General features: G+C 43.6%; 3 protein-coding genes. All 3 read right to left on the reverse strand.

Translation table 11 applies throughout. The features are described from left to right. The coding region (locus tag QVA83_RS05505) for a phosphoenolpyruvate carboxykinase (ATP) (protein WP_287498223.1) at positions 1-882 on the reverse strand (882 nt) is incomplete at its 3' end. Between the two features lie 446 nt (positions 883-1,328). Then, positions 1,329-2,228 carry an Hsp33 family molecular chaperone HslO gene (hslO, locus tag QVA83_RS05510; RefSeq protein ID WP_287498224.1) on the reverse strand — a complete coding sequence of 300 codons (900 nt, stop codon included), beginning with the start codon at positions 2,226-2,228 and terminating at the stop codon, positions 1,329-1,331. 23 nt (positions 2,229-2,251) lie between these two features. After that, a partial coding sequence (locus QVA83_RS05515) for a S4 domain-containing protein (RefSeq protein ID WP_287498225.1) occupies positions 2,252-2,570 on the reverse strand: 319 nt, incomplete at its 5' end.

A 2,570-nucleotide genomic window follows, 5' to 3' on the forward strand; every position in this document is an offset into this window, starting at 1 on the left:
AAGCACTACGTTTTCTAGGATGGTACCAAACTTGATAGCATTCCAAATTACTGGCTCGTTCTTTTGAGATAGGTCGATACATTTAGCGTAGCAACCGCCTTCAATATTAAATACGCTACCTGGTGCCCAGCCGTGCTCGTCATCACCAATCAAGAAACGCTTAGGATCGGCTGAAAGTGTTGTTTTGCCAGTACCTGAAAGACCAAAGAACAAGGTCACATCGCCTTCTTCACCCACGTTGGCTGAACAGTGCATAGGTAGCACGTCTTTTGCCGGAAGCAGGAAGTTTTGCACTGAGAACATGGCTTTTTTCATTTCACCCGCGTAACGCATGCCCGCAAGCAATACGCGTTTTTTCGCGAAGTTGATGATAACTGTGCCGTCGCTGTTTGTACCGTCACGCTCTGGCTCACAGGTGAAACCAGGTACATTCAGAATTTGCCAAGGCTGGTCGCCTTTAACATTCCACTGCTCTGGGATAATAAAAAGGTTACGAGCAAAAACATGCTGCCACGCAGTTTGCGTTCTTACTTCTAGCCACAAGGCATGTTCAGGGTCTGAGCCCACTTGAAGGTGTGAAAGAAAGTGTTCTTGGGTAGACAGGTAAGCTTCAACGCGATCCCACAGCGCATCGAATTTATCAGAATCAAAAGGCTTGTTTACCTTGCCCCAATCAATGTCGTTTTCTGTCGTAGGCTCTTTAACGATGAATCTATCGTTTGGAGAGCGACCTGTACGTTTTCCGGTTTCAACGACTAGCGCACCGTTTTTATCGAGGACACCTTCGCCGCGCTTTACGGCGCGCTCGATAAGTTCTGCATTTGGCAGGTCGGTGAGTGGCGTTACTTTCAGATCCGTTTGAATTGAGGCTGCTGCGGTCATGGCTGTTACCCTATATGTAATTTTTCAAAAGCACTTTCAAAAAAGTATCACCTCTTAGAGTGTAATGTAAACAAGGCCTAGCAAGCATTTATAAAACACATACTCACTATTTCTTACAACGGAATTTCATAAATATTGTAAATTAATTACAAGGAAAGCCTTTTCCTTGGATATAAATGCAAAAATAAGGCGTAGAAAACCTATATTGATCGATGAATTTCAAAATAAAACATGACAGTTTTCTTTCGAAAGAAGAGATGAAAACTTTCACTAGTACAGGAATAAAAGAAAGATTGAACTGTGTAGAAAAGTTAAACACTTACAGATGAGCAATTTTTAACCACAAGTGAAGTGTTGAACAAACCCGTCGATGTATGTTTTGAGGAGCTCAGATACAAAAAAGCACCTTCGAATGAAGGCACTTTAATAAAGCAGTAAATATGTAGTTACTGATTTGAAGACGGTGCGTCGAAGTTGCCGCTGTGAATAGCCTCTACGTCGATACTATCGAAGCGATATTCTGTATGACAGTACTGGCAGTTCATTTTGATCGCACCTTCTTCAGCAATAATGGCATGAAGCTCAGACTTCTCAACGTGACGAAGTGCTTCAGCGCTGCGCTCCTTTGAGCATGAGCAGGCAAAGGTTACGTCCTTCGCTGGATACACTTCCACGTCTTCTTGGTGGTAAAGACGATATAAAATGTCTTCAACCGACAAAGAAAACATCTCTTCTTTGGTCAATGTTTGAGTAAGCTTAGTGATATGAGCAAACTCATTGGCTTGCGACACATCGGTAGCGCTGGCATCGGTAGGTAATACCTGAAGCAACACACCCGACGCTTTTGCGTGTTCTGGATCGCTTAGATCTGTCATCAAGTGAACGCTAGTTGCTAGCTGCTCTGACTGAGTAAAGTAACTCTCAATACATTCTGAAAGTGAAGGTTTATCCAATGCTACAACGCCCTGGTAACGTTCGCCTTCATCTGGAGTGATAGTAATGACCAATACCGCCTGAGACAAAAGCTCTGAGAACGTTTCAGGTAATGTTTCTAATGTCTCGTCCCAGCGAGCTACACCGCGAAGCGTTTGTTCGTGAGTGGCGTTTAATACCGCGTAACTTACCGGGCCTTTACTTTGAATTTGAAGTGAAATTTCACCTTTAAACTTAAGCGTTGCCGTTAACAATGACGTCGCTGCCGCCATTTCACTTAACAATGTTTGAATTTGCACAGGGTATTCATAGCTGTGCACAATTTGCGTTAAGCTCTCATCAAGACGAACTAATTCGCCACGGACGTTAGCTTGGGTAAATAAGAAGCGGTGTAATTTATCGAAATCGCTCATAAGTAATCCTGTTGAGCAGCTCACTATTGCTGCTTAAATTTAATAATCTGTCGTCGCTGCTTTTTATCAGGTCTATGATCTGGTTTTGGGCTGTGAAAGGCGTTCATTTTGCGCGCCGTTTGGTTTTCTTCACGTTTTGTTACACTTTCAATCGTCTCTTCAAAAAGCGCCTGCGCCAAAGGAGCGCTCAAACGCTTGTCACTTAAGCCTAGCACCTTAATTTCACGATTATCCCATCCTGAGGGAACTTTAATCATGGCGCCAAGCTCTACATGCTTGCCAGGTTTGGCTCTTTGCCCGTTGTACTGGACTTTTCCCGACTGCACCATGTCTCTTGCTATT

The sequence above is a fragment of the Alteromonas sp. AO-Serp genome (genome assembly GCF_017849675.1).
GTDB lineage: Bacteria > Pseudomonadota > Gammaproteobacteria > Enterobacterales > Alteromonadaceae > Alteromonas > Alteromonas macleodii.

Coding starts and splice junctions, on each gene's coding strand:
- hslO (WP_287498224.1), bottom strand. CDS start 2,228: ATGAGCGATTTCGATAAATTACACCGCTTCTTATTTACCCAAGCTAAC.